At 43.3% G+C, this 26590-nt stretch carries 21 protein-coding genes, 1 tRNA gene, 1 pseudogene and 1 riboswitch; of the genes and pseudogenes, 16 read left to right on the plus strand and 7 right to left on the minus strand.

Annotation, left to right across the window (positions count from 1 at the left end; all coding sequences use genetic code 11):
- The first annotated feature begins 646 nt into the window (after nt 1–646).
- Both QZL64_RS08395 and QZL64_RS08400 read left to right on the plus strand, forming a co-directional pair.
- Complete coding sequence (locus QZL64_RS08395; protein ID WP_021841550.1) at nt 647–1123, plus strand: hypothetical protein; 477 nt, start codon at nt 647–649, stop codon at nt 1121–1123.
- A 20-nt stretch (nt 1124–1143) separates the two neighbouring features.
- Nucleotides 1144–1359, plus strand: a complete 216-nt coding sequence (locus QZL64_RS08400; protein WP_296309495.1) for a hypothetical protein — start codon at nt 1144–1146, stop codon at nt 1357–1359.
- Between the two features lie 6 nt (nt 1360–1365).
- Here QZL64_RS08400 and QZL64_RS08405 read toward each other — a convergent pair whose 3' ends face one another.
- Both QZL64_RS08405 and QZL64_RS08410 read right to left on the minus strand, forming a co-directional pair.
- On the minus strand, nt 1366–1728 hold the full coding sequence (locus QZL64_RS08405) for a hypothetical protein (protein WP_021841551.1): 363 nt from the start codon (nt 1726–1728) through the stop codon (nt 1366–1368).
- Between the two features lie 215 nt (nt 1729–1943).
- Nucleotides 1944–2117: riboswitch (cobalamin riboswitch) on the plus strand.
- Between the two features lie 308 nt (nt 2118–2425).
- A tRNA-Leu gene (locus tag QZL64_RS08410) sits at nt 2426–2510 on the minus strand.
- Between the two features lie 261 nt (nt 2511–2771).
- Between QZL64_RS08410 and mfd the strand changes: the two genes are divergently transcribed.
- The 6 genes from mfd to QZL64_RS08440 all read left to right on the plus strand — a co-directional run bounded on the left by mfd (nt 2772) and on the right by QZL64_RS08440 (nt 11046).
- Nucleotides 2772–6059 (plus strand): transcription-repair coupling factor, encoded by a 3288-nt coding sequence (mfd, locus tag QZL64_RS08415; RefSeq protein ID WP_021841552.1) that lies wholly within the window; start codon nt 2772–2774, stop codon nt 6057–6059.
- A 17-nt stretch (nt 6060–6076) separates the two neighbouring features.
- On the plus strand, nt 6077–7657 hold the full coding sequence (locus QZL64_RS08420) for a putative polysaccharide biosynthesis protein (protein ID WP_021841553.1): 1581 nt from the start codon (nt 6077–6079) through the stop codon (nt 7655–7657).
- A 51-nt stretch (nt 7658–7708) separates the two neighbouring features.
- On the plus strand, nt 7709–8935 hold the full coding sequence (mazG, locus tag QZL64_RS08425) for a nucleoside triphosphate pyrophosphohydrolase (RefSeq protein WP_021841554.1): 1227 nt from the start codon (nt 7709–7711) through the stop codon (nt 8933–8935).
- 71 nt (nt 8936–9006) lie between these two features.
- Nucleotides 9007–9309, plus strand: coding sequence for an HU family DNA-binding protein (locus tag QZL64_RS08430; RefSeq protein WP_006556485.1), 303 nt, complete (start codon nt 9007–9009; stop codon nt 9307–9309).
- A 168-nt stretch (nt 9310–9477) separates the two neighbouring features.
- A complete protein-coding gene (locus QZL64_RS08435; protein ID WP_021841555.1) occupies nt 9478–10650 on the plus strand; it encodes an MGDG synthase family glycosyltransferase in 1173 nt (390 codons plus the stop codon).
- Between the two features lie 66 nt (nt 10651–10716).
- Complete coding sequence (locus QZL64_RS08440; protein WP_021841556.1) at nt 10717–11046, plus strand: hypothetical protein; 330 nt, start codon at nt 10717–10719, stop codon at nt 11044–11046.
- A 178-nt stretch (nt 11047–11224) separates the two neighbouring features.
- Here QZL64_RS08440 and QZL64_RS08445 read toward each other — a convergent pair whose 3' ends face one another.
- Complete coding sequence (locus QZL64_RS08445) at nt 11225–11971, minus strand: DUF4198 domain-containing protein (protein ID WP_021841557.1); 747 nt, start codon at nt 11969–11971, stop codon at nt 11225–11227.
- A gap of 297 nt (nt 11972–12268) precedes the next feature.
- On the opposite strand from QZL64_RS08445, the gene QZL64_RS08450 reads away from it, so the two are divergent.
- From QZL64_RS08450 to QZL64_RS08460, 3 genes are all read left to right on the plus strand, one after another.
- The gene (locus tag QZL64_RS08450; protein WP_021841558.1) at nt 12269–14257 is read left to right on the plus strand and encodes an ABC-F family ATP-binding cassette domain-containing protein; all 1989 of its coding nucleotides are present in this window, start codon (nt 12269–12271) and stop codon (nt 14255–14257) included.
- A 329-nt stretch (nt 14258–14586) separates the two neighbouring features.
- Nucleotides 14587–14763: a hypothetical protein gene (locus QZL64_RS08455; protein WP_021841559.1), complete on the plus strand. Its 177-nt coding sequence runs from the start codon at nt 14587–14589 to the stop codon at nt 14761–14763.
- Between the two features lie 351 nt (nt 14764–15114).
- Complete coding sequence (locus QZL64_RS08460; RefSeq protein WP_021841560.1) at nt 15115–15624, plus strand: DnaA ATPase domain-containing protein; 510 nt, start codon at nt 15115–15117, stop codon at nt 15622–15624.
- Between the two features lie 105 nt (nt 15625–15729).
- On the opposite strand, the gene QZL64_RS08465 is transcribed toward QZL64_RS08460, so the two are convergent.
- The 4 genes from QZL64_RS08465 to QZL64_RS08480 are packed head-to-tail and all read right to left on the minus strand — an operon-like array spanning nt 15730 to nt 20000.
- Nucleotides 15730–17010: an ABC transporter permease gene (locus QZL64_RS08465; RefSeq protein WP_021841561.1), complete on the minus strand. Its 1281-nt coding sequence runs from the start codon at nt 17008–17010 to the stop codon at nt 15730–15732.
- On the minus strand, nt 17000–17671 hold the full coding sequence (locus QZL64_RS08470) for an ABC transporter ATP-binding protein (protein ID WP_021841562.1): 672 nt from the start codon (nt 17669–17671) through the stop codon (nt 17000–17002). The genes QZL64_RS08465 and QZL64_RS08470 overlap by 11 nt, the downstream gene beginning before the upstream one ends.
- Before the next feature lies 1 nt (nt 17672).
- Nucleotides 17673–18122, minus strand: a complete 450-nt coding sequence (locus QZL64_RS08475; RefSeq protein WP_226974119.1) for a hypothetical protein — start codon at nt 18120–18122, stop codon at nt 17673–17675.
- 27 nt (nt 18123–18149) lie between these two features.
- Complete coding sequence (locus QZL64_RS08480) at nt 18150–20000, minus strand: alkaline phosphatase (RefSeq protein WP_021841564.1); 1851 nt, start codon at nt 19998–20000, stop codon at nt 18150–18152.
- Between the two features lie 509 nt (nt 20001–20509).
- Here QZL64_RS08480 and QZL64_RS08485 point away from each other — a divergent pair.
- The 5 genes and pseudogenes from QZL64_RS08485 to QZL64_RS08505 all read left to right on the plus strand — a co-directional run.
- Nucleotides 20510–21091, plus strand: a pseudogene (locus QZL64_RS08485) (formate/nitrite transporter family protein); the annotation flags it as partial.
- A 214-nt stretch (nt 21092–21305) separates the two neighbouring features.
- The gene (gene fabM / locus QZL64_RS08490) at nt 21306–22097 is read left to right on the plus strand and encodes a trans-2-decenoyl-ACP isomerase (protein ID WP_021841566.1); all 792 of its coding nucleotides are present in this window, start codon (nt 21306–21308) and stop codon (nt 22095–22097) included.
- 207 nt (nt 22098–22304) lie between these two features.
- On the plus strand, nt 22305–23171 hold the full coding sequence (locus QZL64_RS08495; RefSeq protein ID WP_021841567.1) for an aldo/keto reductase: 867 nt from the start codon (nt 22305–22307) through the stop codon (nt 23169–23171).
- 994 nt (nt 23172–24165) lie between these two features.
- Complete coding sequence (locus tag QZL64_RS08500) at nt 24166–25044, plus strand: aldo/keto reductase (RefSeq protein WP_021841568.1); 879 nt, start codon at nt 24166–24168, stop codon at nt 25042–25044.
- A 151-nt stretch (nt 25045–25195) separates the two neighbouring features.
- Entirely contained in the window at nt 25196–26434 is a 1239-nt protein-coding gene (locus QZL64_RS08505) for a multidrug effflux MFS transporter (RefSeq protein ID WP_021841569.1), read from the plus strand.
- Nucleotides 26435–26590 lie beyond the last annotated feature (156 nt).

A 26590-nucleotide genomic window follows, 5' to 3' on the forward strand; every position in this document is an offset into this window, starting at 1 on the left:
ACGCATAAAGCATAGAGCATCGCGTAGTTCGGGGCGTTAAGTAGTGAGCCCTATTTGAAGGAGAGTAACGACGCACAAATAGGTGCGAATCTCTTAGTTCAGACCGTAAGATTCTTCGAAGAAGAATCACAGGGATGAACGGAAAACATCAGCAGGTAGAGTCGAGAGTAAGTAAAAATCCACAGCATCCGAACGGGAAGCATATATAGCGTGACTGCGTACGAATGATAGGTAGTCGCTGATTGAGCCGGTACGTACACTGCGTTACTAGCTTTCTCTACCGCAGCGAGCGAAGCAATGCGGCCACGTCCTAAATCAATAGAGCTTTCTCCCTCTAGCCTTCATAGCACTAAAAAAGTCACTAAAGCCGATCAATGCGGGTACGCCCTAAATCAATAGAGCGTTAAGCCACTAGCCCCTAGCATTAAATGATAGTATTCCTACTACTGTAGCAAGCGAAGCAATGCGGCTACGCTCTAAATAATCAAAAAAGACTGCAACCTAAGTCGGTAGACAGACCTAGGTTACACACTTTTTATTAAACTGACTAATTCCTTGAAATATTATCAGTAAAATTATAATATAGTTTATAAGATATTTTAACTAAATATTAAGTATTGATATTTTACTATTGGGAGGCATTTGTATGAAAGGTATTATTATTAGATTAATGTTTTGCTTTGCTTTTCTAATGACAGCAGGTGGATCTTATATAGAAGCTTATTCCTATTCTTTAACAGATGATTTTGCAGCTGAAAAGAGTAGAGTATCTTTTATCATGCGCAGTGTTGAGGGTACCAGCTATAATGTCTACATAGTAGGTGATGGAGATAAATATGCTGGAAAATCAGCGCCATTTGTTTGGGGCAGTACTAACGATTTAATTTATAAAGCAACAGCCTACACTCCTTATATTTCAGAGTTAAATGACGTAATAGCTCTGCAACAAGATATTAAGCTATTTGGAGATAATAGCAGAAACGAAGAATATATCAATGTAACCAACCCGACTCGTACCGGTGGTGTGTATGTCATTAAAGGCATTAACGGACAACCAGATATTTTAGTAGCTGCTATTCAGACTACCGGTGGTGGTTTTGTAGATTATCGCTTTTTGCTATAAAAAATGGTGAATTACGACAAATGAAGCTTTTATTTTCTAACCAGAATACAAGATTAGTATCTATGGGCTATGTAGGCAATGGGCCTCACGCACTTTCTGATGGGACAATAGCTTTGCCATGGTTTAAACAAAAGATGGGCGGAGCAAAAGATTTTGGACAATTCACTTCAGTTTATATGCCGGATTATAATAATCTGATTTTAATTTGGGCTTATACTGTCAAAGGAGATCTATAATAGGCCTCAACCTAACTCCTTTTCTTTCACCTCAATAAAATCCACCACCGCTTTTTCAAAATCCACGCCCATTCTATCGGCCAAGGCAGCGAGCCACCAAACGCACTCACCTAATTTATGTGGTAGCAAAATCTCTAAATCTTTATCCGGATTTTCGGTAGGCCATGTCTTTTCATAGGCCATGGCCATTCTACCTATAAGTGCAGCGTCAGTTAAAAAACCTAATGCATCTTCTTCTATGGTCCAGCGTTTGCCGTTAATGGAATCTTCCAACTTATGATAGGAATCTCTGATTGCCAAATTACGGCTAATTGTTTCCTTTAGCGTTATTGAATGTCCGGAATTAACTTTATCTGTTGTATTTTTCATAATGACCTCCCTCTAAATGAATTGGAATAATCGTTTTTTCTATAAATTGAGTATAGCACCATGGAAGAAAAGAATCTTTAATAGATATCATCGAAAAGGCTATTTTATTATCTGAGTTGTTAATTCACAATATCATGAGAAATAATGACATTCGTTTATTGACAATGTATAAAAATCATGTTACTATACGTGTATAGAAAGTATCAAATAAATAAAATACATAGTTGGGAATAGGTGCAGAAATGCATAATAGAGAAGTCGGTGTAAGTCCGACACGATCCCGTCACTGTAAGGCTGAGCGAATCTCATTTAAGTCACTGGGTAACACTGGGAAGGCGAGAGGAGCGGTGAAGCTAAGTCAGGAGAACTGCCTATTCATCATTCACCATTTGACCTACGAGCGATAGGGAGGAGAATCATATATCCTTTTTCGCATGCGTCGGAAAAGGCTTTTTTATTGCCTAAATCGATGATGCATGTGACACCCGTACCGGTCATGGCTATGGATATTTGGTATTATCACGCAAGTGTTAATATATTGTCATGATAATGTATGGGCGTACATTTTCATCATCTCCTAATCAAAGGCTCTACAAAATACTGTGATGGGTATTTTGTAGAGCCTTTGACCTTTTTAAACACTATAATTCAAATTTTAGGCAATAAAAAAAGCCCTTAAGGGCTTAAAGTTCTTAACTGGTGCGGGAGAAGGGACTTGAACCCCCACGCCCGAAGGCGCCAGATCCTAAGTCTGGTGCGTCTGCCAATTCCGCCACTCCCGCAACAAAGATATATTATCATATCGGGCGCCATATCGTCAATAGATAATTAAAAAATAGCAAAGACAAAAGGGGAATGCATTGGACAATATTAATATTTTTACTGATGTGACGGGCCTAATAACCACCTTTTCGTATTGATGTTGCATGACTCCTATGGTACACTAAACATATACTTTGTAATTACAAGGGGCTTTGGCGTAGCTAAAGCCCGTTTTGTCGTTGCTATATGAGCGTAAAAAGAAGAAGGTAATAGAAAATCCAATGGAAACATTACAGGAATTATTATATAAATACCCTGCCTATAAAGAGGCGGAAGGACTTTTCGGTAAAAAGGGAAAGCATGTAATATCAGGGCTTGGAGGCTCTCAAAAGCCGTTCATTTACAGCACGGCTATGAAGGCTATAGAGCAGCGGCCTACTATTGTATTGGTGCATGATAAGAACCATAAAGAACAATGGGAACGCGATTTGGCATTCTTTTTGCCGGATGTGGACGTAATGCCATTTCCTATTACGGAAAAAGTCACATTCATTACGGCGGCGCGCAGCCTGGAAAATCAGGGGCTGCAGATGCGAGCATTAGGTGCCTTATTACACGATGAACCGGTTGTAGTTATCGCTACAATTGATGAGGCAACCCAGCGTATTTTAACGCCGGAAGAATTAAAAGAAAGTGTTATACATTTAGCCACCGGTGACATTGTTGAGCGTGAAATTATGCTCGAGAAATTGGTAACCTTAGGCTATGAACGAACAGACCAGGTGGAACAACGTGGTCATTTTAGCGTGCGCGGCGACATTATCGACGTATTCCCGGTAAACAGCGATAATCCGTATCGTGTTGAATTCTTTGACGATGAAATCGATACCATTCGCACCTTTGCTATCGACACGCAGCGCTCAATCGAGTCCGTTAAACATATGACAGTTATGCCGTTCCACTTGAACGATACGTCGGAAGAAGGCTCTTTATTGAGCTATGGCAAAAACGCCCTGCTTTTGTACGATGAACCGAATCGTTTGCAAGATGCCTTAAAAGGCTTTTTGAAAGAAGACGCCGTGCACCGTCAGCAGCATTTTACCTGGTCCGAGTTTATGGGGACTAATGCGGCTAAAAGTGAAATTGCATTTAACTTCCTGCAGCAGCGCGTGTCCGGTTTAGCCGGTTTTGACAGCATTGGGCTTCAGAGTAAGTCTATGATGTCCTTTGAGCGTCAAATGCCGCTTTTAATTGATGAAATAGACGTGTGGCTAACCCAGGGGCGTCAAGTTGTGCTCGTTATGAACAATTTGCAACGCCGCGAAGGTTTAGAACGAGCCCTCAGCGAAGCGAATATTGCCTATGAAGTGAGCGCCGAATTGAAAGCAACTAAAGAGGCGGTTCTCATTGTAAGCGGGCTTTTATCGGAAGGTTTTGAATTACCACTTTGTAACCTGGTGGTAGTTACGGAAGGCAATATTTTTGGTCAACAGAAGCGAAAGCTTCGTAAAAAAGTGCCAAAAGGTCAGGAGATTACTTACTTTACCGATTTAACGCCGGGCGATTATGTAGTCCATGCTTTGCACGGTATCGGGAAGTACGTGGGCCTCAAAACGATTGAAACAGAAGGCATTCACAAGGACTACATTGAAATTGCCTATGCGGGCACAGACAAGTTGTTTTTGCCGGCTGACAATTTAGACCAATTACAGAAATATATCGGCAATGAAGGTGATGTGCCTAAAATTCATAAGATGGGCGGCCGTGAGTGGGGCAAAGTTCGTCAAAAAGCACAAAAATCCATTGACGATTTGGCAGAAAAGCTGGTAGAACTCTATGCACAACGTGAGGTTGTGGATGGCTTTGCCTTTGAACCGGATGATACCTTCCAGATGGAATTTGAAGAAGCCTTTCCGTATGAAGAAACGGAAGACCAATTGCAGGCATCTCAAGAAATTAAGGCCTCTATGGAACAGCCGCATCCGATGGACCGGCTGCTTTGCGGTGACGTTGGTTTTGGTAAAACGGAAGTGGCTATGCGCGCTATTTTTAAAGCGGTAAAAAGCGGTAAACAAGTAGCCGTCTTAGTACCGACAACTGTATTGGCACAACAACATTTTCAGACCTTTACCGATCGTTTGGGTGCCTTTGGAGTACGCGTTGAAGTGTTGAACCGTTTCCGCTCCGCGGGTGAAAAGCGCGATATTATTAAACGGGTTGCCGATAAATCGGTGGATGTCTTAATCGGAACCCATGCGCTTTTAAATAAAAAAGTAGCTTTCAAAGATTTGGGACTCCTCGTTGTGGATGAAGAACAACGTTTCGGTGTAGCGCAGAAGGAAAAGTGGAAGAGTTGGGCCAATAATATTGACGTCTTGACGTTGAGTGCCACGCCGATTCCGCGAACCCTCCACATGTCGCTTGTAGGGGTGCGTGAAATGAGTGTTATCAACACGCCGCCGGAAGACCGTTTACCGGTGCAGACCTATGTGGTGGAATATGACATGAAGCTCATTGCCGAAGCCATTCGTCGCGAAATTCAGCGCGGTGGGCAGGTCTATTTCGTGTATAACCGTGTAGCTTCCATTGAGCACATGGGCGAACTTTTGGAAGCGGCTATGCCGGATTTGCGCTTTGCCATTGCCCACGGTCAGATGGCAGGCAGTGAAATGGAAGCCATCATGGTTGATTTTTATGAAGGTCATTATGATTTATTGCTATGTACCAGCATCATTGAAACGGGGCTCGATATTCCAAACGCCAATACGATTATCGTGTACGATGCGGATCGTTTGGGTCTGTCGCAGTTATATCAGATGCGGGGGCGTGTAGGTCGTTCCCGTCGTCGTGCCTATGCGTACTTCTTGTATCGTCCCGATAAAATGCTCAGTGAAATGGCGGAAAAACGTTTGAAAGCGATTGAAGAATTCACCGAACTGGGCGCCGGCTTTAAATTGGCTATGCGTGACCTTGAAATTCGCGGCGCCGGTAATTTACTGGGCTCACAGCAGCACGGCAATATCGCATCAGTCGGTTTTGCTTTGTATTGTTCTATGCTTGAAGAAGCGATTGCCAAAGCCCAGCATAAAACGGTTACCAAAACGGTGGAAGTGGATCCGGTTATCGATCTTGGCATCGATGCCTTCATTGATGAGGCCTATATCAATGATACGGCCCGGAAGATTACCATTTACCAGCGTCTGTTGCAGATTCGCAAGCTGGAAGATTTTGACGAATTTACCGATGAATTGATTGACCGATTCGGTTCGCCGACGCCGCCGGTGGAACGACTTTTGAAATTGGCGCGCATTAAAGAACGAGCCAGAGCCATCGGCATTAAGAGCATGGTTATTCGTGAAGGTGTTTTAATCATTCACTGGGCGGACTTAGAGAAGATGGCCGGCTGGGATCCCGGCTTAGTAGCGACAAAGGTTTGGCAACATGTTAAAATAGATAAAAATAATGTGTTACGTTACAGCCCGATTGAAGAGGGTGCTTCCGTATTGACCACAGTTGAGGTGTTAATGGGGGAATTGGAAAAACGTGACCCTGCTTTACAATCTCAGTAAGCTTCAGGAGGAACCGTATGAATCGATTTTTAAAAGGGGCTATGATTCTTACTTTAGCGGGCATAATTGTGAAAATTATCGGTGCTTTCAGCAAGGTGCTGTTGGCACGCATTTTAGGCGGTGAAGGGATTGGGCTGTATCAGATGGCCTATCCCATTTACCAGATTATTGTCAGCCTGGCTACAGCAGGTTTACCGGTAGCCATATCGATTATGATTGCCGATAAACTGGCCTATAAAGACGTACGCGGTGCGTCAAAAATCTTTAGAGTATCCGCTACGGTTTTATTTGCCTTAGGTGCTTTTTTCAGCGTGGCACTGTTTCTGGCGGTACCGTGGCTGGTTGAGTCGGAATGGCTTACAGATCCACGCAGCAGCTTTGCGCTCATGGCCTTGGCGCCGGCAATTGTGGTAGTGACGATTTTGAGCTGCTTGCGCGGCTATTTCCAAGGGTTTCAGGACATGCTGCCAACCGGGGCATCGCAGGTTGTGGAACAATCTTTACGCGTTGCCTGTATGGTAGGTTTTGCTCTATTCCTCTTGCCTTATGGACTGCCAATGGCGGCGGCAGGGGCTACGTTAGCTACCTTTCCGGGCGTTGTAGGGGGCATATTGGTACTCCTTTATTTTTACCGACGTCAACGTCATTTGCGGGCTAAACTATTAGCTGAGCAAGCGACGGACATCATTCCGGAAAGCTCATGGCAAATCATGAAGCGTTTGTTTGTTTTGGCCATTCCCGTTTCCATGGCCAACATTATGATGCCCATCGTGTCGGGCATTGATCTGGGCGTTGTACCGCAACGCCTCATTGATGCGGGCTATTCCGTTCGCGAAGCAACCACCTTATTCGGTTATTTGACGGGCATGGCTACCTCGCTGGTGAACTTGCCGATTATTTTGACTACGTCCTTGGCGGCCAGTCTTGTGCCGGCCATTTCTGAGGCGTTTTCCAAAAAAGACATGGGGGAAATTCAGAATCGCAGCCATGTGGCGCTCAAAATAACCACCTTGATTACGGTGCCTGCGTTTGTGGGGCTTTATGTGTTGGCTACGCCGATTTCAGAACTTCTCTATGCCACACCGAATGCGGGAGGCCCCATTGCGGTTATGAGTCTCAGCATCTTCCTCTTAGGTGTACAGCAAGTGAGTACGGGGATTTTACAAGGCCTCGGCCATACGGCGATTCCTATGGTGAATCTGTTCATCAGTACACTCATTAAAATTCCGCTTAGCTGGTATTTGACGGCCTTGCCGGAATGGGGGATTAACGGGGCGGCTTGGTCCACGAATATTGACTTTGGTTTGGCCGCATTATTAAATATGATTTTTGTGCGCCGCTACATCAAGTATCAGGTGCCTTGGCTCGAATTGAGTAAAATCTCCTTAGCCGCCTTTGCCATGGGCGGTGCGACCGTAATGACCTATTCCTTCTTTGAACCGCTTCTGGGCGGTAATTTTGCGGTTTTTGGCGCTATTGTAGTGGCTATCGTCATTTATGGAGCAGGCCTTCTGATTACAAAAGCTGTTAAAGACGATGAATGGCAGGCCATGCCGGTCATCGGGAAGCGTTTGAAAAAACGTTCTCATAAGGACTGATAGAAGAGCGGCTATGGCACATAGAAACGGAGAAGCAGAAAAGGAGATTGTATGAATACAGCAAATATCGGCCCTTTATTGGTTAAATTGAATATAGATGTGGCTCAGGGACTGTTTATTGTGGGTGCCGATCAAATTGAGGAAACACCCTTTGACTTAACAGGCACTTTGTTAGTCACTGATTTAATAAATGATGAAACAGCGTTGACGAATCTTACTGATGTTTTGAAAAAACGTTTCGGTACCAATAGTCAAGTTGATTTATATGGCGTTGCGCTTAGTGAAAATAATGCGCTCGGCAAAGGGTTGCCGGTGAGTGATTTAAGCACGTTAGGCGCCTCCTATATGACTAAACTGGAAGCAGACATGGGTGAATCCCTGACTTGGGTATTGCTTCATCGCTCGGCTGAAAATACTGTTAGGACTTCAGAAAATGCCTCTAAAATCGATTTAACGGGCCTGGAAGGGGCGGAAACTGAAGAAGGGTATGAATTTACCTTACAACCTCTCATTGACGTGGTAGCGGCTTTAAGAGCGCCGGACGGGTGCCCTTGGGATCGTTTGCAAACGCATAGTACCTTGCGCCGTTATCTTTTGGAAGAAGTATATGAAGTCCTTGAAGCCATCGACAATCAAGATATGGCCAATCTTCGCGAAGAGTTGGGCGACGTTTTATTGCAAATTGTATTCCATGCAAGACTAGCGGAAGAGCAGGGACTTTTTACCGTCCAAGATATTATTGACGATATAACGGCTAAAATGATTCGCCGTCATCCCCATGTTTTTGCCAAAGCTACATCGAAAGAATTAGCTTCAACCCAGCTAAACTGGGAGGCTTTGAAGGCGCAAGAACCGGGTCATGACAAAAAAACTTTGCTTGGCGGCATCTCCAAGGGCTTACCGGCTTTATTGGGGGCTCAAAAACTGCAAGAAAAGGCCGCGAAGGTAGGTTTTGACTGGGATACTGAGCCTCCGGTGTGGGCCAAATTTGAAGAAGAAATTGCCGAATTTAAGGAGGCCATCGCCGAAAAAGACTATGAAAATGCAGAATTAGAGGGCGGGGACGTGCTTTTTTCCTTGATTAATCTTCTAAGATGGTATAAAATAGGCGGTGAAAATGCACTAAACCGCACCAACAATAAGTTCCGCCAACGTTTTGCCCATGTAGAACGCTGTGTTAAAGACAGTGGAAAATCGTGGAAGGACTTTTCATTAGAAGAATTGGACTTATTTTGGGAATCGGCTAAAGTGTCTGAACAAAAACATTCATTGAAATGATTCGTAAGGCGTGATATACTCTTACAAGTTACAATGAATGGATACATTCTATTTTTTAAGGAGGTTCTGTCATGAATAAAACAGAATTAATCGCAAGTGTTGCTCAGAAAGCCGAATTAACTAAAAAGGATGCTGAAAAAGCAGTTAAAGCTGTGTTCGACACAGTAGCTGAAGAATTAGCAAAAGGCGAAAAAGTTCAGGTTATCGGTTTCGGTACTTTTGAAGTTCGCGAACGTTCCGCTCGTGAAGGCCGCAACCCACAGACTGGTAAAGCTATTACAATTGCAGCTTCCAAATCCCCTGCATTCAAAGCCGGTAAACAGTTAAAAGAATTAGTAAACGTACAAACTAAAGTTAAACCTCGCAAAAAATAATTTGCCCGGTTTTAGAAGAGACCGCCCATGATGACAGCGTCGTTAAGACGGCTGTTACGATTGCCAATCGGCAATAAGGGGGTCTCTTTTTTTATGCAAAAAACAAGTTCTTTCCCGTTTCTAATTCGAAAAATATGTTATAATTGAAGAACAGGGAAGGAGACATTTATGAGCAAGCCAGACAGAATACTCATAGTATCAGCTTCAATCGGTACAGGGCATACGCAAGCAGCCCGAGCCATTGAAGAGTATTGGGCACAGAAAAATCCTGATGCCATTATTACCCATGTAGATTTTTTAAATACGAACAGTTTTTCTTTTGACAACTTGATTAAAGAAACTTATATTAAGATGATTGACGTATTCCCTATGCTGTACGATGTTATTTATCGCATGTCGCAAGGGGATAAAAAAGGCAGCACCGCGCAGACGGCGTTGTCATGGATGTTGAAGCGTCGTATGTTAAAACTGATTAATCGGGAAAAGCCGGATATTATTATCTTCACTCATCCTTTTCCCTGTGGGGCGGCTTGTATTTTAAAACGCCAGCATTTAATTGATGTTCCTTTGGTAGCGGTAATTACTGATTTTCAAGTACATCAATTCTGGGTGTACAAACAAATTGATGCCTATTTTGTAGGCACCACTTCGATGGTGGATGAATTATGTAAAGCCGGTATTCCGGTCGATAAAATTACGATCACGGGTATTCCCGTACGCCGTACATTTTATGAGCATCGTTTAACCGAGTATAAGCATGCCTATCCGGTAAAGGTCCTCATTATGGGCGGTGGTCTCGGACTCGGTTGCGTGGAATCGGCATTGCAGCATTTAGATGAAGTATCCGGTATTGATGAGCTCATTGTTATTACCGGACGTAATGCGGAGCTTTACGAAGGGCTTATGAGCATGCGCAAGAATTTGCGCACTCCTACGACGATATACGGCTATACTTTGGAAGTTGCCAAATTGATGCGGGAAGCGGCCATGTTGGTTACCAAACCGGGTGGTTTGACCTGTATGGAAGCCGTTACGGTTGGTGTACCGATGGTTTTCTTCAGCGCCATTCCGGGGCAAGAAGAAGGCAATGCTGCTTTTTTTGAACAACAGGGTTTTGCCCGTTGGGTGCGCGATATTCATAATTTACACGCTGTAGTGACCGGTTTATTGGCTAATCCGGAACGATTACATGAGATGTCGAGGGAAGAATTGCATTGGAAGCTGGATGGGGCAGCCAATATTGTCAGAGCAGTTCAGTGTTTGTTAGATGAACGTAAAAAGCCTGTCGGTAATGTGAATACGTCTGTTGGGGATGTAAAAAACTCTCTTGCGAAGCTTTAGAATTTTTTGTACAATGGACTAAACATCCCGAAGGGGAATGGGGTTTTGTATTAAAGGAGGATTCGTATGGACGGCGACGCGCTGGAATCGTTTTATGAGAATTTAGGTTTTGAATTAGTTGAAATTGACGATCGGGAAACATTGTTTTATCAAATTGATGATGATGGTGATTATGCCACGATTACCGATGAAGATGGCGGTGTGCCGACTTCGTTGAATGAACCGATTATTTTTAACCTATATGATGATATGGATTCGTTTCAGTGGAGTGTGACAGTAGAAGATTCTGAATACTTTGGTGAATTATTTGCTCGCGTAGAAGATACGGACGAATTGCTTGCAGTATTAAAAGATATTCGACAAGAAAATATGGCTCGTTATGACGATAGCCTTTAATTAAAAGTTTGACTTAATCGATGCCGGCCGGTAAAGGCTGCAGATTGATATATGCCAAGCAATGAAAAAGCTATCCATTATTGCATCGTGTTGCAATGATGGATAGCTTTTTAGTTAGGAGGGGAAAAATGAAAAAGCAAAATAATATTAAGTTAGATCAATCTTCTTGCGAATCAAATTAATCTTCTTGTGGATGGAGCGTAAAGCTTAAGCTGGTAAAGATTTTATCTTGCGTAGCGAGGCCGTCAGATTGCGGATATGGGAAGGCGAGTTCAACGCCGATAACATTCACGCTGCCGTTGCGAACCGGTAAGTATGCTTTACCGTCCACATCCGTTTTTTCAACAACTGTGTGATGATTAATTAAATCCGGAATAATTTCTACATTCGGCATTGGCCGACCTTCATGCAATACTTGTACCGGCAAAATATCGCCTACGTTAAGCTGTGTAGGGTCTACCAACGGTACGATTTGATACGGAATATTCGGAATGGCTTTCGGTGTACCTACCTTATTCAGATAGTTGATGCTGTACTTAATGGCATGGGTTCCTTTAATAGCGCCCGGCACATCTTTCATAGGTGCGTTGTGAACCTTTTTCTGACTATCTACGCTCCAGTAGCCGTAATCGAAGACAATAACGGCGACACTCGTGTTTTCACTTGGCGTAATGGTCACATGGTCGGCAAAATTTTGCTGTGGAATAGCAATTTGCTGAAAATCTTTGGTATAACCGGTCAAAGATTTAACCATGTTTGGCTGATAGGCATTATCTTCCGGTCCTTCGCCGAGCACAAGCTGTAATTGATCGAGACGCGGACCTACCCAAAGTCCGTGAGCAGAGGTTACACTTACCGCAGCGGTAGTCAAAAGAGCGGCGGCGCATAATGAAGCGGTGGCTTTAAGCAATTTACTACGAATCATAGAACACACTCCTTATAAAAAACCAAAAAATACCAAAATACCTGTTATGAATGACTAAAACGCAGATGACATTCATATTATCCTCATCATGACGTATAATTAGTTACTTGTCAATAATGGTAATCATTATTGTTTTTCATGATTAAAATAAGCGGCAGTAAGCTGTGAACGGAATCGTGTGGTTTTGAAATGTATAGTAGCCGTTTGGTAAAGCCGTTTCTTTGCGGTATAATAAAAATAACGTATTAAATGAATTTGAATAGATAACAATCATCAAGAAAAAGGATTGAATAGATTATGAACGTGTTAACATTACAGGATGTAAGTCAATCGTACGGCACACGGCGATTATTTGAAGATGCCAATATGACCTTTACCGATAATAAACGGATCGGTTTAATTGGCGTTAACGGCACCGGTAAGTCAACCTTCATGCGCATGCTGGCAGGCCTTATTGAGCCGGAAAAAGGCACTATTTTGCGCAATGGTAAGGCATCGGTTTATTATTTGCCCCAAGCACCGGAATTTGACGAAGACGCATCCTTATTGGAAAATATATTTTTAGCGGATCATCCGGTTTTAAAATTAGTCCGTGAATACGAACGAATGGACCAAACTGCGCCGGGCAGTCCTGAGCATTTAAAACTATTGAGTCGCATGGAAACCGAAGGGGGCTGGCAGGTTGAACAACAGGCCCGCACGATTTTAACTAAATTGGGCTTCACCGATTTGATGCGGCTCGCTAGAGAACTAAGCGGCGGCCAGCGCCGGCGTTTGGCGTTGGGTCAGGCTCTGTTATATCCCAGTGATTTATTGCTTCTCGATGAACCGACTAACCATTTGGATGAAGCCAGCATCGAATGGCTTGAAAAATATCTTTTGGGCCGTAAAGGCGGGCTCGTAATCAGTACGCATGACCGCTATTTCTTGGATGCCTTGAGCGATGAAATTTTGGAATTGTCGGACCGTCATTTTTATAGCTATGAAGGAACCTATGAAACCTTCTTAACCTTGAAGGCGGACCGAGAAGAACGGGAAGCGGCGACGGCGGAAAAACGTCATCAGTTCTCGAAACGAGAACTGGCTTGGGTACGCCGTGGGGCTCAAGCGCGTTCGACGAAGCAAAAAGCCCGTTTACAGCGTTATGAAACCTTAAAAGCCCAGGATGTGGCACGTCGTGCCGATACCTTGGATCCGATTGCTCTTAAGAGCCGTTTGGGCAAGACGATTTTTGATATTGAACACTTAACCTTCAGTCGCGGTGATATTCCGATTGTGAAGGATTTTACGTATCATGTGGTTCGTCATGACCGCATTGGTATCGTGGGACCGAATGGCATCGGTAAATCCACATTTATGGGGTTATTGGACGGTAAATTCGAACCGGATGCAGGAACCCTTGGGCGTGGTGAAACGGTCCGTATAGCGCATTTTACGCAAGAATTACCGGTATTTGATGAAGATCAGCGTGTATTGGATTATATTCGGGAAGACCATCGCTACATGGTGTTGGCCGATGGCAGTACGTTGAGTGCCGGTCAGATTTTGGAGCGTTTCCTATTTACCCCGGAACTTCATGGTGTACCGATTCGCAAACTATCGGGCGGTGAAAAGCGCCGCTTGTATTTGTTAAAACTCCTCATGAGTGCCCCTAATGTGCTCTTATTGGATGAACCGACTAATGACTTGGATATTCCGACGCTGGAAGTGCTGGAAGACTTCTTGGACTCTTTTAGCGGTATTGTCATTACCGTTTGCCATGATCGCTACTTTTTAGATCGCGTCGTAGATAAATTATTTGTATTTAAAGGGAACGGTCAAATTGAAATCGTCCATGGGGCGTATTCGGAATATCGTGATATGTTGGATGAAATGGAAGCAGACACCGGCATTGGTGTTTTGGCGGGTGGTAAATTAAATAGCGGTGTTGTAGGGCAGCAGGCAGGTACCTCCCAAACCGGAGCAGGGGATGCCAAAAATGAGCCGAAAAGCGATAAAATCGCTTCTAAGGGCTCTCACACGGGTGATGCGGCTAATGACACCTCAACTACGGCAGAAACGGCTCCTGCAGCGTCTAAATCACTTACAAAGGCAGAGCAGGCAGAGCTTGCTCAATTAGAACTGGATATTTCCGAGCTGGAAGGCCTGTTAAAAGCTTATGATGCCATGCTTAATCAAGCGGGCGGCGATTACGAAGCCATGGAAAAGACTATGGCGGAACGTGCCGATGCGGCGGCGAAATTAGATGCTAAAACGGAACGGTGGTTAATGCTTGCCGAGCGGTAATAGAATAATTTGTTTTAAAAATTTTTATTAATACCTTTCGCTTTGATGCATTAAATTTTTATAAATTAAAATTATGATACTTAAGAAATCAGACATAATTAAAAATAATTTATTTTTTGAATACTCCATTCGCTTATTTTGATAAAATACGCCGTATAAACAAGAAATTTGATTTATAGTTTTGAAAGATGTAAACAATTTGAAAAAGTTTAAGGTATACATGAAATAAAATATTGAATTTTGTCGCTTGAATAGTATATACTAGAAACAGAGAAGCATAGTTATTTTTTTGCATGGCAGTGTTACGCATTTCCCAAGGGAGGATCGTTATGAAAACTAACAAGTGGGGCGGCAAACGCGCGGGCGCAGGTCGCAAAAAATCATTATTCGACCGCAAAGGTCGTACATTCCGTTTGACGGATGCAGAATTTTTGGAAGTTAAGCCTTTGATTGACGCAATTCGTAAACGTACTGAAGCGGCTGCTTTGGCATCCAAAGTTAAGTAGTGTCAATTAAGGACTGGGGAGAGTCCGACATATTTGCTCATCGTTAAAGAATTCAATCAGCAGATTGTTACTCTACTTCTCATATTTTATTAACAATGTAGTAGATAGGTATGAGGACTTATCGGCAACCGAGTATTCGGTTGCCGATTTTTCTGTTCTGATGAGATGTATTTATCAGGTACGAAAAACTTTGTAAAAAATTTTTGATTTTATGACAGAAACAAGATAACTATTTTTTCTTATAAAGTTTAGTCATTTTCTGCTATAATATGTAATAGTGAAAATATTGAATATAGTTCACAAATAGATTTAATAAAAATAAAAGGATAAAAGTTTATAAGGAGATATAGCATGACAGAAACAATTAATACCGATATTTTAAAGAAAACCGATACTATTGTAAAAGCTGACGCGCGTCATACTTTTGATACCGTAGCGGCTGCATTGGGTGCTGATGCGCATAATCCGCTTGTAGTAGTAGGGACGGTTGCCAAAATGGAAAACGTCGGCGAAATCGTAAAGCGCGAATCTTTGGACGTTACACCGAATCTCGTAATTAAAGAATTTACCGGTCAAGGTTTGGTGGAAGCGTATACCGACAGCGTGACTTACGGTTATGTGGCCGACTTCATGGAAGAATTCGTGCGCATTGATATGCTTTTAATCAGCGAGTTTGATTATGTAGTGCGTGAAGCGGATGAATCGGTACAAAAAGGGTTGCTCCGTTTGTTTGAAGGTTTGGTTCGCAATAATCGTCAGGTTGTATTTACCATGACACAGGCTCCCGAAACCTATGAAGCCTTAGTTTTACCGAATTTGGCAGAACTCGTTGGCAGCGGTGCCTTCGTAGTTGTTAAATAAGAAACTAAAGTTAAAATGTAATACAAAAGGGATATATCAGCGAAGAGTGGGTAGTTCTTCGTGATATATCCCTTTTTGTGTAGGTGAGATTGTGTAAAACGTGTGTTAATTCATTACATCATGTAATTGTTTTGCCTTCCGGTGGAATGCGTACACCGGCAAGAGGCTTACCGCCAGACCGACGACTATGCAAAGGAGGGTGAGTTGCAAAGACGCTGAGGAGATGGCCAGCGGCATGATAATGGCTGAACTGGTGTTTAATGCATAGGCCAGGCCGAGGTAGGCGCCAAAGCCCATGAGCCAGCCAAAGACTGCGCCAAGACCTATTACATAGGCCGTTTGCTGTATCAAAATACTGTACAGCTGCTTTTGTGTAGCGCCGAGCGCTTTTAAGATGGCGTAATCGCGGAGTCGATTCACCGTTGCCAAATAAGCAGTTACCAAAACAACGGCCATGGCAAGTCCGATTAATAAGTAACCGATGGGTTGCCATACTTTTTCACCACGCCCCATGAGGTTGAAGAGTTGGGTAATGACTTGGGCGGGGAATACGAGTTGAGCATCTTTGCGTTTGACATATTGGGCTGCTAGGGTATAGGCTTGTCCGAAACCTACCGGTTCGACCATGATAGCCGTCACATCGCCTTTTTCAGAAAGGTCGTGACTATGATCTTGGTCTTGCACTTGCTCTTGGGCTTGAGCTTGAGCGGCTTTTGGGAGTTGTCCTTGTACTCGGTTTGGTTTATGACCGTGAGCATGGAGCTCCCAAATGCTTTCGATAGGTGTCAAAACGGCTTGATTATAAGGGCCGCCGGTATCGGCTAATATACCGACAACCGTAAATTTTTCTTCTTGATGCTCTTTACCTTTTGCCAAAGTACCATGTGTGGAGTAGAAGGTATCACCTAGAGCCAGGCCTAATTGTTTTGCCACATCTTGGCCGATAACGGCTTCAAAAGGGGTTTGGAACGGACGGCCCGATGAGAGGCGCAGCCATTCCGGTTTAGTATTATCGGCTCGTACGGTAAAAATTTCAGGCTCGGTACCAACTAAGCGAAACCCTTTTACACTATCGCCAAAAGCTAAAGGTATGGCCTGTTTTACAAGTTTAGTATTGGCGCGTAATTGAGTAACTTCTTGGTAACTGATATTGGAAAGGGGTTTGTCTTGTAAAAAGACGGTATTGAGTACAAACTGTTGGCTGCTTCCGGGAGAGCCTACGAGTAGGGTAAAGGGTTCGGTCGCGGCGATGAGTCCACGCTGCAGTCCGCTACCCAAGGAAACTACCAATACACTTAAGGCTACCGCGAGCGCCATGACGAGAAGCAGGAGCGATGTGGTCAGAGGTTTGGACCAGAGCTGCTGCCAGGCTATTTTACGAATCATGAGAACCTCGCTTTGTTAAGTGTAATTGATTAGTGAATTGAGAAATAACAGTCGTTTCGTGACTGGCAATCAGTAATGTGGCATTGGCTTCTGTGCTGTAGTTGCGCAATAAGTCAATAACGATGGCACTGTTGGCGGCATCAAGACTGGCTGTCGGTTCGTCGGCTAACAGTAGGGAAGGTTTTTTTATAAGCGCTCGGGCAATAGCCACGCGTTGTTGCTCACCTTTGCTCAATTGGGTCGGCTTTTTGTGACGGAGATTGGTAAGTCCCATGATATCCATGAGTTTCACCGCTTCATCGGTCATCTCTTTGTGCGTAAAACGATTGGCAAAGAAGGCACCGCTTATAATGTTTTCTTCGGCTGTTAAAAAACTGAGCAGATTGAAGTCTTGAAAAATATAACCAACTTGTTGACCGCGCCAATGATCGAGTTCTTTTGCGTTGATTTCGGTCAATTTGACATCATCCGCCTGAATCGTGCCGGTAGTCGGTTGTAGGAGTCCGGCTATGCACTGAAGTAAGGTGGATTTGCCACTGCCGCTAACGCCGGTCAAACACCATTGACTACCGGTCGGTGCTTCAAAGGAAGGCAAGTCCAATACGGTAATCAAGGTGTCGCCGTCAGGAAATTGACGGGTCAGATTTTGAATCGTCAACATATTAATAAACCTCAGCACCACGGAGGCGAACAAGACTTACGAAGCCTGTTTCACCATCTACATAGCTGCCTACTTCTAATTGTCCCGATACGGTAATGTCCTGATCGTAAGGCAAAGCCGTTACGGAATCGTCCATATAAACGACTACAATATCACTAGGCCAATCTGCATCAGTTGAGCAGAAGGGGCAGATGGCCATAGGTGTTTCCGTGAGCACAAAGAAGTTGATGGTCGGTTTTAGCGGTGGAGCCATATAACCTTGCATCGTTACATTTTGCCCATTTAATGACAATAAGCTATCCGATAAAATAAGCCCTTCTGAAGTTGCGCCTGCATACATGTCTTCAAAATTCAGCCAAGCCGCCAAAGCCGTGTTGGGCACCATGACAACTGCAAGCTGTACTACGAGGCCAAGTATTAAAGGGCGTAGCCACTGTTTTAATTGCATCATTGTTCCTAGTCACATCCTTGTAAAAAATTATTTGTTGTTATCTTTGTTGCCGTCAACGCCAAGGGCACGGAGGATACCGAAGAATACTTCAGTGTTGTCCATAACGCCGTGGAAGTATTCGGAACCAGGGCCTTGAGCCATGAGTACTACGTCGTCAGCGGAGTGAATTTCGCTGGTTTCACCGGTAGTTGTAGGTAAGTTGCCTTGTACTAAGCGAGCGCCTTGTGGAGCACGTTTAGGGTTAGCGATTACAAGACCGTCTTTGCCGGCTGTAGCTGGGCTGGTTGGTTCATTTTGGAAACGATAGTTTTCATAATGATCCGGAGCATTAGCGTATTGAACAGCTAAGGTTACGTCAGCATCAGGGTTATCAGGGAAGCCGTCGCGGTTAGCATCGATGAATGTAGGCCAGCCTGCATCACCGTATACACGAACTGCTTCACGACCTACTTTGCCATCTTGTTCGCTGTAAGTACCGGTAATACTGATACCGTGAGCATGGTCAGCTACTACGATGATTAAAGTGTTGTCGCCATGAGCTTTGGAGTATTCCTGAGCCCATTGGATTGTCTGGTCGAATTCGATAGCGTCATAAGCCGCACGTTGCCAATCCATTGTATGTAATTGTTTGTCAATGGAGCCGGCTTCGGACATAAGGAAGAAACCGTTAGGGTTCTTTTCTAATACGTCAACGGCTTTCTTAGTCATATCCAAAAGACCAGGTTGGTCGTTGAAACCTTTAAGCACGGATGGATTTTCAGGTAAGAATTCGCGATCCATGTAAACGTTCATAGTGTTAAGCGTGAATAAACCGAGGATTGGTTTGTCAGCTGTAGTTTGAGCAAGTTCAGTTTTGTTACCGGCAAATTGGTAGCCTTTGTTTTTGAACTCTTGGATTACGTTCACATTATCTTTACGTTTGGAACCAGGAGTTTCTAATGGTAAGAAGAACTGGGAACCGCCGCCCAAAACAACAGCCGGTGGGTTTTTACGATTTAAGAAGTCCATTGCGATGAAGTTCTGTTCGCCGCGACGACGAGTGTGTGCAGTTACGGCAGCCGGAGTTGCGTCAGTTACAGCCGCAGTTGTTACCATACCGTAGGACATATCTTTCGCACGGGAAATGATTTCAGAGATATTTTCTACTTTTGGATCATCCATTGGGTCCGGAGTGCTGTTTTCATACACGCCCATAGCGTTAACTACGGATTTGTTACCGGTGTTGTAAGCGGAAGCACTGTTGGCGGAGTCCGTTACGATGGAGTCATAACCGGAAGTAGTGATAAGAGCCATGTGAGGCATTTTTTCCATAGCCAAAACGTCGTTGAATTTACCGTCGCTCATGCCTTTAGAAAGGATACGAGCCACTTCTTTAGCTTGCATGCTCATGCCGTCGCCAACGAAGAGGATAACGTTTTTAGCTTTCTTTTGAGCTTTTTCGTTAACTACTTTGTAGTTAGCCATTTTTCTGATGGCGCCTTGAGCTGTGTTAGCAACTACGTTAACGCGTTTGTCGCCGGTGTCTTTGAAAGACACATCGTTAATGCGATAGGAAATATGGTCGGCGTATTGGGTGATTGTTGCGTCTTGTTTGAAAACTTTAGTAGCGTCTTCACCGTTGATTGTTACTGCTACTTCTGTAGTAGTAAGCGGTAATTCCACTTCAAAGTCAAAACGTTGACCCTGCCAGAATTTTGCCTGGTTAATAGGCATTACTTTAATTGCGTTACTTGTCACAGCCGTGGCAGGTAAGTTTGCTTGAGAAACTACACTCACTGCAGGAGCTACTGCTTGGACTGCGGGCGTACTAAGACCGAACGCTAAGGCACCTGCTAAAGCAAAAAATACCATTTTACGTAAATGCTGCTTTCCGTTCATGAAAATACCTCCTAATGTATCAAATAAAAATGAACTTCTGCTCTCTTTATCCTAACAAAGTGCTAAAAAAAGATATAGAAAAAAGGCAGTAAAGTATTTGTAAAAGAATTGTAATAGGACTAAGGTCTAAGGACGTTTGAATTTAGTACAACACAAATATCGTGTTTTATGCTACAATAGAAAAGATAAACTATGTCAGAGGTTCAGCGTGTGAAGTCACATAGGGTCATTTTACAAAAGTTCGTAAATATTTGATAAAAGTCGGTAGCTTTTATCGGTCAGCCGTTAATGACTAAGTGGTCGTTATAAAATAGCAGTGTATATGTAAAAGCGTATATGTAAAAGCGTATATGTAGCAGTGTATATGTAGCGGTATGCATATAGTAGTATGTATGTAGCAGTATGCATATAGCAGAATGCATGTAACAGTCAGTTATTAGGAGGCGAATTTTTTATGAATGATCCAAAATTGTTGAAACCTGTAGAAACAACGGCCCTGGCTATGTGGGCGCATTTCCCTATACCGTTTATTGCGTAATTGGGTGATTGTATTTATGGCAAACTTATTGGGGTCGCTTTGCATCGCGTGGTTGTTAAGCCAATCCGGGCTATGGCACAGTGGCGCCAACCTGCTGGGTGGCATGACGATTAAACTGGCGGTCGGCAAAGTGACGCTTACATTTGGTCAAGCATTGGCATTGGGAATACTTTGTAACTGGCTCGTATGTTTAGCCGTCTGGCTCAGCTTCAGCACCACATCAACGTCCGGTAAGATTCTGGGAATTTATTTACCTGTATTCATGTTTATCGTATCCGGTTTTGAACACAGTGTGGCTAACATATATTATATTCCGGCCGGTATTTTGGCCGCTTCCGATCCGTCTTACGTGGCACAGGCCACATCATTGGGGGTTACACCGGATGCCCTGGCACAACTCGGTTGGGGGTCTTTCTTTATTAACAATCTCTTGCCGGTCAGCTTAGGTAATATTATCGGCGGGGCCGTATTTATCGGCATGGCGTTAATGTATGGGAATGGTCGTCCCGATGAAACGCTGATTCAGGCTATGAAGGAAACAGTTTTAAAATAAGGTAATGAAGGTTAGTATACATAGCCATGGCTATCTATTAGAAATTGGGAAATTAAAAGATAAAGCCTAAAACCGCCTCTTTTCATTATCGAAGAAATTCGGTATACTAATAACAAAGTAGAAGATAAAGTTTGAGAGGGCACTTTTTTAGAATCCTGTTATTTAGGTAATATAAGGAAGGCTTTGATTCCGAGTATTAGAAATGGAGTAGTCAATGGAATATACCAATATTTTGTATTCAGTAACTAACAAAATCGCAACAATTACCTTTAATCGTCCGGAAGTGCAGAACGGGTTTAACATTCCTATGTGTAATGAAATCCTTGATGCCATCGAGCGCACTGAAGCAGATCCGGAAGCACGCGTGCTTTTAATCAATGCGGTAGGTAAGGTATTTTCTGTCGGTGGCGATTTGTCGGAAATGAAACGCGCCGTTGAAGAGAACGACCAGCAGTCGTTGGTAGCCATCGCTGAACTCGTTATGCAAATTTCGTTTGCCATGAAAAAAATGTCCAAACCTGTTGTTATGAGCACCGACGGAGCTGTAGCAGGCGCTGCTTTTAATATGGTATTGGCTGCGGATATCTGTATTGCCTCTACCAACAGCCGTTTTATCCAGGCCTTTGTTAACGTAGGCCTTGCACCTGATGCGGGCGGGATGTTCTTATTGACTCGTGCCATCGGTATGAACCGCGCTATGCAGCTCGCCATGACCGGTGAAGCGGTAACTGCTGAAAAAGCGAAAGAATACGGCTTTGTCTATAAAGTGTGCGAACCGGAATTATTAGTAAAAACAACCGACCGTCTTTGCACTCGTTTGGCTAAAGGGCCTGAATTATCCTTCAAAGCTATGAAAGAAATGATGTGGGCCAGTGTATTCAGCGGTTGGGATGAATATGCTAAATTAGAAGTGCATTTACAAACAACCTTGGGCTTCTCGGAAGACTTCAAAGAAGGCGTGCGTGCCTTTGCGGAACGTCGTCGTCCTAACTTCCAGGGGAAATAATATGTTAATGGGGCTATTTAATTGTAAAAATTAGATAGCCTTTATTGTTATAAAAAGGTGAATAGTTTTATTAAGCTAAGAATCGTTCTATTAAGTTAAGAATAGTTCTATTAAGCGGAGAATAAATCTATAAAGCTAAGAATAAGTCTATTAAGCTAAAACAGTTCTAAATAAAAGAACGATTCGGATGTATAGGAGTGAGAGCATATGGAAACGAATAACGTAAAAGATTATGTAATCCTAAATAATGGCGTGAAAATGCCGATTCTTGCCTTTGGGACTTATTTAATTCCGAATGAAGACACGACACAGGCCGTTTTGGACGCGCTTGATGCGGGCTATCGCCACATTGATACGGCTCGCTTATATGGCAACGAAAACGAAGTGGGTGAAGCCGTGAATGCCACGTCCGTACCGCGTGATGAAGTTTTCGTAACAACGAAGATTTGGTTTAATAATTATGGGTATGAAAAAGCCAAAGCAGCCATTGACGATGCGTTAAAACGTATGAACCTTGACTATCTTGACCTTATGCTCCTTCATCAGCCATATAATGATTATTATGGGGCCTATCGTGCTTTGGAAGACGCGTATAAAGCCGGTAAATTGCGTGCTATCGGAGTAAGCAACTTCTATCCGGATCGTTTAAATGACCTCATTGCCTTCAACGAAATTAAACCGCAAGTCGACCAGATTGAAATTCATCCGTACTTCCAGCAGGAATTTGCCCGTGCCAATATGGAAGCACATGGCGTTCAGACAGAGTCTTGGGCTGCCTTTGCTCGCGGTAAAGACGGTATTTTTACCAATCCAATCTTAGAAGAAATCGGTAAAAAATATAATAAATCTACGGCACAAATCATGATTCGTTGGCAACTTCAACGCGGTATTGTATGCCTCGCCAAGAGCTCCAGCCCTAAACGGATGGCGCAAAACCTCGACGTATTTGACTTTAGCCTTACCGAAGAAGACATGGCAGCTATTAAAACCATTGATAGAGATACAACTGTGTTTATGAGCCATTACCATCCGCGCATGCTGGAGGAATTATTAACTAGAGCCGTTGAGGCGTAAGCCCTTTATGTGGCTTAACTCTAATAATTGAATAAAGGCCCCTGACCATCCTGTTTGCTCCTGGGTGCATTCTGCACAAAAGTCGCTACACAGGATGGTCAGGGTCCTTTTTTGCATTCTGCTTATTTAGGATCTAGGCCACATAAAGGGCTAAAACGCCATGACCGGCCTAGTTAATAGGGGGGAGGGAGGAAGAGTTCGTATAGGCGAAGCCTGGATGCGGCCACGACTTAACTAAATAAAATAACGCCCCTCTCTATTCTGTTTGCTCCTACGTGCCGCGGGCACAAAGAGTCGCGTCACAGGATAGAGAGGGTCGTTTTGTTGTTATCTAATTTGGAGCATCAGCCGTGGCCGCATCTAAGGTTAGCGCCGTATATCGAATCAATAGGAGAGGGGGGAGTTACTTATTCTATATAATTTTATTTAAAGATATAGAATACAAAAATAACTCACCGGTCATAATGTTTTTATATCTTGTAAAGAGATCTTTGATAGAACGGACCCGGGAGGTTTCTTCTTTTCCTACGACACCTGTTTTGTGAAACGGTAAAGCCCTTGGTGTGGCCTAGTAGCTAAAACAGCTGAAACGCAAAAAGAGCGTTACCATCCTGAGAAGCGACTCTTTTGTAGCATGGGCTCAGGAGCATTCTTCCTTTCCCCTCCACCCGTTATGTGAAACGGCGAAGCCCTTGGTGCGGCTTAGTAGCTAAAACAGCTGAAATGCTAAAAGACCGTTACTATCCTGTGAAGCGACTTTTTGTGCCCGCGGCACGTAGGAGCAAACAGGATAGTAACGGTCTTTATATTAAGTTATTTAGCACTAAGCCGCAGCCAGGCTTCAACTTTCAGTATAACTATACCGTATACTGCTATGGATAACTACTATTGTACTTTAACGATAAGTTTCTATATACTTAGACATGTAAGTTACGTAGAAGTGTTCACGAAGTTGTTTTTGAACGCAAGTACTTAGAATAAAAGGAGCGATAATATGACTATGAATAATTACAACGAAAAAGAAGTTATTTTGAATAATGGTGTAAAGATGCCGATTTTAGGCTTCGGTGTGTACCAGATTCCGAAGGAAGATACGAAACAAGCTGTGCTTGAAGCGTTAAAAGTTGGGTATCGTCACATTGATACGGCACAATCTTATTTTAATGAAGCAGAAGTTGGGGAAGCGATTTCCGAATCCGGTATCCCTCGTGAAGAAATTTTCTTAACTACCAAAATCTGGATTGATAACTATGGTTATGAAAAAGCTAAAGCGTCTATCGATGAATCTTTGAGAAAATTAAAAACTGATTATGTTGATTTATTCTTATTGCATCAGCCATTCAGTGATTACTATGGTGCCTATCGTGCGCTTGAAGATGCTTATAAAGCCGGCAAAGCACGTGCCATCGGTGTAAGTAACTTCTATCCGGATCGTTTGAGCGACATTGTGGCATTTACTGAAATTAAACCGCAGGTAAATCAGGTGGAAACACATCCGTTCAATCAGCAAATCGAAGCGCAGGAAAATATGATTAAAAACAATGTACAGTTAGAATCTTGGGCATCGTTTGCGGAAGGACGCAATAACATTTTCACAAATCCTGTTTTGATGGATATTGCTAAAAAATACAATAGATCAACGGCTCAGGTTATGATTCGTTGGCAAGTACAACGCGGCATTGTTTGCTTGACGAAGAGCGTTAAACCGGAACGTATGGCAGAAAACTTTGATGTGATGAATTTTGAGTTGTCCGCTGATGACATGGCGCGCATTCAATCTTTGGATACGAAGACAAGCTTATTCTTCAGCCATCAGGATCCGGCTACAGTAGACTTTTTCATTAATTTGGTAAAAGAACGTCGCAATAAATAAGATTAGTGGTGAAAAAATATGTTTTTGATAAATGGATAACAATGTTTTGTTTGAAATAACTTTTTCAAAAATATAAAGACGTAGTTTTTAAGAGATACTGATACGATTCATTTCGCATCATTGTCTCTTATTGAGTGAGGGAGTGATAGTTTTGGAATTTGTAAATAAAATGAGAAATAATTCATTTATATTCTTATCCGTGCTGGCTTCGTTGATGGCGGTTAACTCCTTATCGACGGATGTATACTTACCGGCGTTACCTGCTATGACGGAAATGTTGGGACCGGGGGCGGAACTCACAATCAGCGGCTATTTATTCGGTTTTATGATTGCGCAACTCGTGTGGGGTCCTATTAGTGATAGCATCGGTCGTATTAAACCGTTAATTATGGGTTCGGTATTATTTGTTATCGGCACGATTGGTTGTGCCACTGCCGATACCATGACAGAACTCGTTATTTGGCAAATTTTTCAGGCTATCGGTGCCTGTGTGGGGCCTATGTTATCACGAGCCATGATTCGCGACCGCTACAGCCTTGCTGAAGCGGCTGACAAATTATCCTTGATTACCATGCTCATGGCAGGGGCACCAATTGTAGGCCCTTCCATTGGTGGTTTAATTGTTGAATTTGCTTCTTGGCATATGATTTTCTGGGCCGTTGCTGTTGTCGGTGTTTTAATCGGTATCGGCACATTCTTTTTACCGGAAACATTGCCGGAAGAACGTCGCAACAAGGCGGGGATTAAAAAAGCTTTTAAAATTTATGGCGAATTATTTGCCGATTGGGCGTTCATGAAATACACCTTGTGCGTAGCTTTCTTCTATATGGGGGCTTATGCGATTATTGCCGGTACACCTTATGTATATATTACTTATTATGGCATTCCGGAACGTTATTTCGGCGCATTATTTGCCATGAATGTTATCGGTGTAGTTATTATGAGCTCCGTAAACAGAGCACTCGTTGCCCGCTATACGATGGACACCTTACTTCGGGCATCTACCTTAGGTACAATGGCAGCTGTATTATTGCTGGTTTTTATGACCTATACAAATGTGTGGGGCGTTTACGGTGTTATTTTGTCCGTAGTTTTAATCTTTGCAACCAATGGTATCATTTCAGCTTGCGCTACTGCAGCTGCCCTTGATAAAGCGGGCGACAAAGCAGGAACCGCTGCCGCTCTTATCGGCTCCTTGCAATACGGTAGCGGCATCGTATCCTCCGTAGCCTTAGCACTCTTCTTTAACAACACCCCATGGCCAATGGTAGGTACCGTCGTAGTATGCATGGCCATCTGTGCTTGGCTCGCTTGGAGCAAAACACCGGTTCGTGAAACTGATGAAAATGATGAAGAAGCAGATGATGATAACATGTGTACTCAAGAATAAAATTAGGATTTTAAGTTAAGTCATATGTGGGCTCTAATTCATCATCAATTAATATAAAAATACAGTAACCACAAGGGTTTTTCCACCCCTTGTGGTTTTTGTTTGTACGCCGAATAGGCATGACAAAGGGGCTGTAACGAAATACACCCCTAAAAA

This window comes from Veillonella sp. CAG:933 (genome assembly GCF_000431435.1).
GTDB lineage: Bacteria > Bacillota > Negativicutes > Veillonellales > Veillonellaceae > Veillonella_A.